This window comes from Roseomonas sp. SRI_022 (assembly GCF_057586215.1).
Window position 1 is genome coordinate 37,270 of sequence record NZ_JBYCZL010000038.1, and the last position, 6,814, is coordinate 44,083.

Here is a 6,814-nt window from a genome sequence, read left to right on the forward strand (position 1 = left end):
TCCGCCGCCCCGCCCTAGTCTTGGCGGGACGGAGGACGAAGCATGCCGGAAAGCCACATCGACCCGAAGCTCGCGCAGGAGGCGACGCTGCCGCTCGCCGGCATCCGCGTGCTGGACCTGACGCTGGCGCGTGCCGGCCCGACCTGCGTGCGTCACCTGGCGGATTGGGGGGCCGAGGTGATCCGCGTCGAGCCACCGTCCTTCAATGACGGCCTCGGCGGATCGCGGGATGGCTATGACTTCCAGAACCTGCACCGCAACAAGCGGTCGATCGCGCTCGACCTGAAGACCGAGGAGGGCAAGAAAGCCTTCTTCGAACTGGCCAAGACCGCGGACGTGCTGGTCGAGAACATGCGCGTGCGGGTGAAGCACCGCCTCGGCATCGGGCCGGAGCAGGTGCGGGCGGTGAATCCGCGCCTCGTCTATGCGTCGATCTCGGGCTTCGGCCAGACCGGGCCGTATTCCGAGCGCGCCGGCGTCGATCAGATCGCCCAGGGCATGGGCGGCATGATGACGATCACCGGCGAGAAGGGCCGCGGGCCAATGCGCGCAGGCATTCCCTTCGTCGACCTCACCGCGGGCAACCTGCTTGCGCTGGCGGTGATGATGGCGCTGTGGGATCGCCAGAAGACCGGCAAGGGGCGCTGGGTGCACACCTCCCTGCTGGAATCCATGGTCTTCATGCTGGACCTGCAGGCGGCGCGCTACCTGATGGACGGGGAAGTGCCGGGCCAGGCCGGCAATGACCACCCCGTGAACATCCCGATGGGTGCCTTCGAGACCGCCGACAAGCCGGTGAACATCGCCGCCTCCTCGCCCAAGATGTGGGCGCAGTTCGCCGAGGCCGTCGGCCATCCCGAATGGCTCGAGGTCGAGGAATGGAAGACCGCCAAGGGCCGCAGCGCCGACCGCGCGCGCCTGAACGCGGCGATCACCGACGTGTTCAAGCAGAAGCCATCCGAACATTGGATCGACCTGCTGGAGCGGATCGGCATTCCCTGCGGGCCGATCAACAAGGTGGACCAGGTCTTCGCAGACCCGCAGGTGCAGCATCTGCGCATGGCCATGCCCATCACCATCCCGGGGCGCGGGGAAACGAACCTCGTCTCCACCGCCATCAACATCGAAGGGCATGAGAGCGAGGTGCGCCGCATCCCGCCGCGGCTCGGCGAGCATTCCGCCGAGATCCTGCGGGAACACGGCTACAGCGACGACGACGTGGCCCGCCTGCGCGGCCTCGGCGTGATCGGCGAGGCCTGAGCGCGATGGAGTTCGCTGACGGGAAGATCCTCGCCGAGATCAAGGACGGCGTCGGGCGCATCACCTTCAACCAGCCCGAGAAGCGCAACGCCATGTCGGTCACGATGTGGGCCGGCATGGGCGAGGCGCTGGACATCTTCGAGGCCGACGCATCGGTGCGCTGCATCGTGCTGACCGGCGCGGGGGACAAGGCCTTCGTGTCCGGCGCCGACATCAGCCAGTTCGACAAGCTGCGGTCCGATGCCGACGCACAGCGCGAATACAGCAAGCAGACGGCGGGGGGGCGGTTGAAGCTCGCTTCCTTCCCCAAGCCTGTGATCGCCGAGATCCGCGGCTTCTGCATGGGCGGCGGGCTTGGCATCGCCATGTCCTGCGACATCCGCATCGCAGCGGAAGGCAGCCAGTTCGGCATCCCCGCGGCGAAGCTCGGCATCGCCTATGGCTTCGACATGGTGCGGCACTTGGTGGACCTGGTCGGCCCCGCGCATGCCCACATGATCCTGATGACGGGCGAACGTTTCGACGCACAGGAAGCCCAGCGCGTCGGGCTGATCAACAAGGTCGTCGCCGCCGATGCGCTGGCCGATGAGGTGGCGAAGCTGACCGCGACGCTTGCCGTCAATGCGCCGCTGTCGCTCTACGCCAACAAGCGGACGGTGCAGGCCGTGCTGCAGGACCGTGCCGATCGCGACATGGCCGCGATCAATGCCGCCATGTCAGCCTGCTTCGACAGCGCCGACTATCAGGAAGGCCGCCGCGCCTTCATGGAAAAGCGCAGGCCGGCGTTTCAGGGCCGCTGAAGCGAGCGGCGGGGCGTCGCCGCAACCGGCGCCCCATCGGCGACCGCGCCTGACGGCGCGGTTGCTGAAATGACATGCGTGCGGGCATTTCGGTCGCCCTACCCGCTGTGCTACCCAACCCCGCCGGCCGGGCATGACCTGGCGAACCGGCCGACAGGGATGCGATCACGCGTGGATTCACATCACGAACAAGCTCTCCTGACCGAGCATGGCGTGGAAGTCGGGCTGGCCGCGGCCCATCCCGGCGCGCCGATATCCCGGCTTGTGGCCGAAGTGGCCGCGCAATGCAGCGGCGAGCGGATCACCCTTGGCGAGATGGCCGAGGCCTTCGGCGACCGCGCCTTCGGCCTGCTGATCCTGATGCTCTGCCTGCCCGGCCTGCTGCCCGGCATGGCATCCGTCTTCGGTACGCCGATGCTGATCCTCGGCGTCCAGATGGGCCTTGGCTTCCGCAAGCCGAAGCTGCCGGGCTTCATCGCGCGCCAGTCGCTCAAGCGCACGGACCTGTTGCGGCTGGCGCCGGGTTCGACCACCCGCGTCTCCCGCGCCATCGCCAAGATCGAACGCTGGGTGCGCCCGCGCCCGGGGACCTTCACCGGCCCCACCGCCGACAAGGTGGTCGGCTGGCTGACCGCCTATGCGGCGCTGATGCTGATCCTGCCCGGGCCGGGCACCAACGGCCCACCGGCCTTCGGGACCATCGTCATGGCGCTCGGCGTGGTGGAGAACGACAGCAAGGTGGTCGGCATCGGCATGGGCCTGACCCTGCTGGGCAACCTGTTCGCCACCGCGGTGCTCGGAGCCCTGATGTGGTTCGGCCTCGAGGCATTGCATTATATTTATTGAGACCGCGGATGCGTCGGCGCTGACCGCTCGGCCCGATGCCACGTATCGGGCCAGGAGCGCAAAGCGCGACCGCGCCCAGACCAACCGCCGTCCCCAACGCAACAGTGCGGGGCGCGAAGCCAAGCCGGCGAAGGCCGGCGCCGGCGCCTGAGGCCAGGCAAAGACTCCAGCGGCGCATGCAATGGGCCGCTGGACGCGACGCGGCGGCGCGGCCTAGGTTCCGCGCCATGCGCCGGTGGCCCGGAAGGGCTGAAACGGGAACGCGCGATGCGGTGATCCTCACTGCCCAAGCGCGGCTGCCCCCGCAACTGTAGGCGACGAGACCGGTCCCACGCGCCATTGTGCCCCTCCGGGTGCGAGAAGGCGGGACCGGCGGCGGGACACCCTCCCCGCCCCGTCGTGAGCCAGGAGACCGGCCGGCGCAGAGTTGTCTCGCGCGTGCCGGGCGGGGAGCACCGGCGCAACGGACCCAGGCTGCGTTCCATCCGGCGCGCGCCTCCGTCATGCGAGCACGACGCAAGCCCGCCCCGGTGCCAACACGGCACCAGGGCGAAACGCGGACCGTGCAACGGAGGGACCCCCGGATGAAACACCGGATCCTCGCCCTGATCGCCCTCACCCCCTTCGCCCCCGCCTGGGCGCAGGAGGTCTCCACCACCCCGGCCGTGCCCGACATGGTCGTCACTGCCACGCGCATCCCCACGCCGCGGGACCGCATCCCCGCCCCGGTCACTGTCATCGACCGCCAGACCATCCAGGAGAACGGTTACGTCACCCTGGCCGATGCGCTGGCGGCCGTGCCGGGCTTCCGCCTGCTGCAGGCGGGCGGCCTCGGCCAGCAGGCCTCCGGCTTCGCCCGCGGCGCCAATTCGCGGCAGGTGCTGGTGCTGATGAACGGCGTGCCGGTGAACGATCCATCGGAACCCAACGGCGCCTTCAACTTCGGCAATGAACTCCTCGGCGACATCGAACGCATCGAGGTCGTGCGCGGGCCGGTCTCCTCGCTCTATGGCTCCGCGGCGATCGGCGGCGTGGTGAACCTCATCACCCGCTCCGCACCCGCCGACCGCGTCGCAGCGCCCTATTTCGAAGCCGCCGGCGGGTCCAACAACACCGTGCGCGGCTTCGCCGGCATGGGCGGGACGGTCGGTGCGGTGGATTACCAGGTTACCGGCCAGGGCCTGTCCACGCGCGGGTCCAACGCCATGGCGCCGCGCTTCTACCAGAACGGCGGGGAACTCGACGGGCTGCGCTCGGCCATCGTCACCGCCCGGCTGGGCCTGACTCTGGGCGAGACCACCCCCGGCGAGGTCTTCGGCCGCACTCGCATCGAAGGACTGGTCCGTGGGCGCGAGAACACCGTCGGCCTCGACGACGTGCCCAATGACGACCCGAACTACACCGGGCAGGACCAGTCCTGGTTCGGCTACGTCCGCAGCGCGACCGACCTGTTCGGCGGCGCATGGACCACGGGCTTCACCCTCTCGGGCAGCACCAACCGGCGGCGCTACACCAACCTGCCCGATCCGGGGAACCCCTTCGGCTCGGCCGACGACCAGTACCGCGCGAGCCGCCAGGCCTTCTCCTGGGACAACACGCTGCGCTTCCCCGATGCCGGCGTGCTGACCGATGTCGTCATGCTGTTCGGCGGCCAGTGGGAACGCGAGACGGCGGACAGCGCCAATGGCTCCGCCTTCTTCCGCACCACCGTCGATGCGTCGCAGCGGTCCGGGGCGGGCTACGCCTCGATCCAGGGGCGGCTGTTCGACCGGCTCGATCTGACCGCGGGCCTCCGCTACGACGGGCCGGAAGGTTTCGACGGCTTCACCAGTTGGCGCCTCGGCGCGGTGCTCGCGCTGCCCGAGATCTCCTCCCGCCTGCGCGCGGCCGGCGGCACATCCTTCAAGGCGCCCTCGCTGTTCCAGCGCTTTGGCACGATCACCGGGTTCTTCCAGGGCAACCCGAACCTTCGCCCGGAGGACGGCATCGCCTGGGAAGCGGGCATCGAGACCGATATCGGGTCCTGGGCAACCATCTCCGCGCTGTATTTCGACAGCCGCATCAGCAACCTGATCAATTACGACCAGTCCTTCACCACGCTGATCAACGTGGACAGCGCACGCATCCGCGGCGGCGAGTTCGCCATCACGCTGCGCCCGACGGATTGGTTCTCCCTGACCGGCGCCTGGACCGTGCAGGAAGCGCGCGACACCACTAACGACCAGCCGCTGCCGCGCCGGCCACGCAACATCGCCAGCCTGACCATGCGCTTCTCCGCCCCCACTCCGTGGGACGGCCCGCGCAACCAGCGCATCGTGGTGGTGCCGGAGATCCTCTACACGGGCCAATCGCCGGAAGGCGCCTTCGCGCGGTACAACGACGATGGCACCTCCATCACCACGGCCGGCAAGAACGACGCGGGCACGGTGTTCAACCTGACCGCGACGGTGCCGATCCTTGAGCAGCTCGCGGGGTTCGTGGAATTCCGCAACCTCGGCAACACGCGGTACGAGCCGGCGAATGGGTTCGTGATTCCGGGGCGGACGGCGGTGGCCGGGCTGCGCGGGACGTTCTGACGTTGCTGGAGGGGCTTTGCCCCTCCAGACCACCCCACCAGGGGGCAACGGCCCCCTGGACCGCGGTTCTTTACCGCGTCGCTCCAGGGACCCAGAGCACGTCGCCACCGGCGGCCGCGTTCAGGTGGCGCGACAGCACGAACAGATGGTCCGACAAGCGGTTGAGGTAGCGGATCACCGCGGCGTTCACCTCCTCCGCCGCCGCCAGCGCCACCACCAGGCGTTCGGCCCGTCGCACCACGGTGCGCGCCAGATGCGCATGCGCCGCCCCCGCGCAACCCGCCGGCAGCACGAAGGACCGCAGCGGCGTCAGCGCGGCGTTCATCTCCGCGATCTCGGCCTCGAGCCGCAGCGATTGCGTGTCGGACACCCGCAGCCGCGCCCCGGCCTCCCCCGGCACGCAGAGATCGGCACCGACATCGAACAACTCATTCTGGATGCGCGAGAGCATCGCATCGGCGACCGCATCGGCGCCCACATGCAACCGCACCAGGCCGAGCACGGCATTCGCCTCATCCACCGTGCCGAAGGCCTCGACCCGCAGCGCATCCTTGCGCACGCGCCGCCCATCGCCGAGCGAGGTCTCCCCGCCATCGCCCCCACGCGTCGTGATGACGTCGAGCTTCACCATGCCTCACCCCCGGGTTTCCGTTTCGTTATGGCGTGCCGCGGCAACGCGGCAAGCCTCATCGCCCGCGCCCATCCGACAGCCGGAAATGCACCGCCGTCGGCAAGGTCGCGGCCACCGGCGTCCCCGCCCGCGTCGCGGGGCGGAAGCGCCAGCGCCGCGCCGCCTCCACCGCGGCACGATCCAGCGCGGGGAAGCCCGAGGAGGTCTCCACCTCCGCCGCCGTCACCTGCCCGTCCGGCGCGATGCGCAGACTGAGCCGGACGATCCCCTCCTCGCCACGCCGGCGGGCCTCGGCCGGATAGTCGGGCGGTATGTTGCGGTGCCCGGCATCGGCCCCCGGCGGCACCACAACCCCCAGGGCGAACGACCCGAGATGAGCATCCGGCTGGCTGCCATCCCCGGCATTCAGGCGCACCGGCCCTTGCGCGGTGGCCGGACGGCTCGGCGGACGCGGCGGCGGGGTAGGCTGGGCGGCGGCAACCTGCTGCTGCTGCTGCTGAGGCGGTGGCGGAGGCGGCAAGGGCAGCGCTTCGGACTGCGGCTCAGAGGCTGCCGGCTGCTGCGGCTGTGCCTCAGCCAGACGGGGAGGTGGCACCTCGCGCGGTGGCTCCGGCGCCTCGAAGGGCGGCGTCGCCGGGGCTGCCGCCGCTTCGGAAACCGGCGGCGGCGGAGGCGGCAATATGCCGGCCGGGTCGGGGGGC

Annotated in this window: 6 protein-coding genes and 1 riboswitch; of the genes, 4 read left to right on the forward strand and 2 right to left on the reverse strand. The window is 70.0% G+C overall.

The genetic code is table 11. The features are described from left to right. The first annotated feature begins 42 nt into the window (after positions 1 to 42). From AC2YHJ_RS25465 to AC2YHJ_RS25480, 4 genes are all read left to right on the forward strand, one after another. On the forward strand, positions 43 to 1,260 hold the full coding sequence (locus AC2YHJ_RS25465; protein WP_487398991.1) for a CaiB/BaiF CoA transferase family protein: 1,218 nt from the start codon (positions 43 to 45) through the stop codon (positions 1,258 to 1,260). A gap of 5 nt (positions 1,261 to 1,265) precedes the next feature. Next, positions 1,266 to 2,060, forward strand: coding sequence for an enoyl-CoA hydratase (locus tag AC2YHJ_RS25470; RefSeq protein ID WP_487398992.1), 795 nt, complete (start codon positions 1,266 to 1,268; stop codon positions 2,058 to 2,060). Positions 2,061 to 2,231: 171 nt separating this feature from the next. Then, the gene (locus AC2YHJ_RS25475; RefSeq protein WP_487398993.1) at positions 2,232 to 2,906 is read left to right on the forward strand and encodes an exopolysaccharide biosynthesis protein; all 675 of its coding nucleotides are present in this window, start codon (positions 2,232 to 2,234) and stop codon (positions 2,904 to 2,906) included. Between the two features lie 216 nt (positions 2,907 to 3,122). Then, positions 3,123 to 3,341, forward strand: a riboswitch (cobalamin riboswitch). 149 nt (positions 3,342 to 3,490) lie between these two features. Further along, positions 3,491 to 5,482: a TonB-dependent receptor plug domain-containing protein gene (locus AC2YHJ_RS25480; RefSeq protein ID WP_487398994.1), complete on the forward strand. Its 1,992-nt coding sequence runs from the start codon at positions 3,491 to 3,493 to the stop codon at positions 5,480 to 5,482. Positions 5,483 to 5,552: 70 nt separating this feature from the next. Here the strand turns inward: AC2YHJ_RS25480 and AC2YHJ_RS25485 are convergent, their stop codons facing one another. Together AC2YHJ_RS25485 and AC2YHJ_RS25490 are read right to left on the reverse strand one after the other, a co-directional pair. Continuing rightward, positions 5,553 to 6,113 carry a cob(I)yrinic acid a,c-diamide adenosyltransferase gene (locus tag AC2YHJ_RS25485; RefSeq protein WP_487398995.1) on the reverse strand — a complete coding sequence of 187 codons (561 nt, stop codon included), beginning with the start codon at positions 6,111 to 6,113 and terminating at the stop codon, positions 5,553 to 5,555. Positions 6,114 to 6,168: 55 nt separating this feature from the next. After that, a partial coding sequence (locus AC2YHJ_RS25490) for an energy transducer TonB (protein WP_487398996.1) occupies positions 6,169 to 6,814 on the reverse strand: 646 nt, incomplete at its 5' end.

Coding starts and splice junctions, on each gene's coding strand:
- AC2YHJ_RS25465 (WP_487398991.1), top strand. CDS start 43: ATGCCGGAAAGCCACATCGACCCGAAGCTCGCGCAGGAGGCGACGCTG.
- AC2YHJ_RS25470 (WP_487398992.1), top strand. CDS start 1,266: ATGGAGTTCGCTGACGGGAAGATCCTCGCCGAGATCAAGGACGGCGTC.
- AC2YHJ_RS25480 (WP_487398994.1), top strand. CDS start 3,491: ATGAAACACCGGATCCTCGCCCTGATCGCCCTCACCCCCTTCGCCCCC.
- AC2YHJ_RS25485 (WP_487398995.1), bottom strand. CDS start 6,113: ATGGTGAAGCTCGACGTCATCACGACGCGTGGGGGCGATGGCGGGGAG.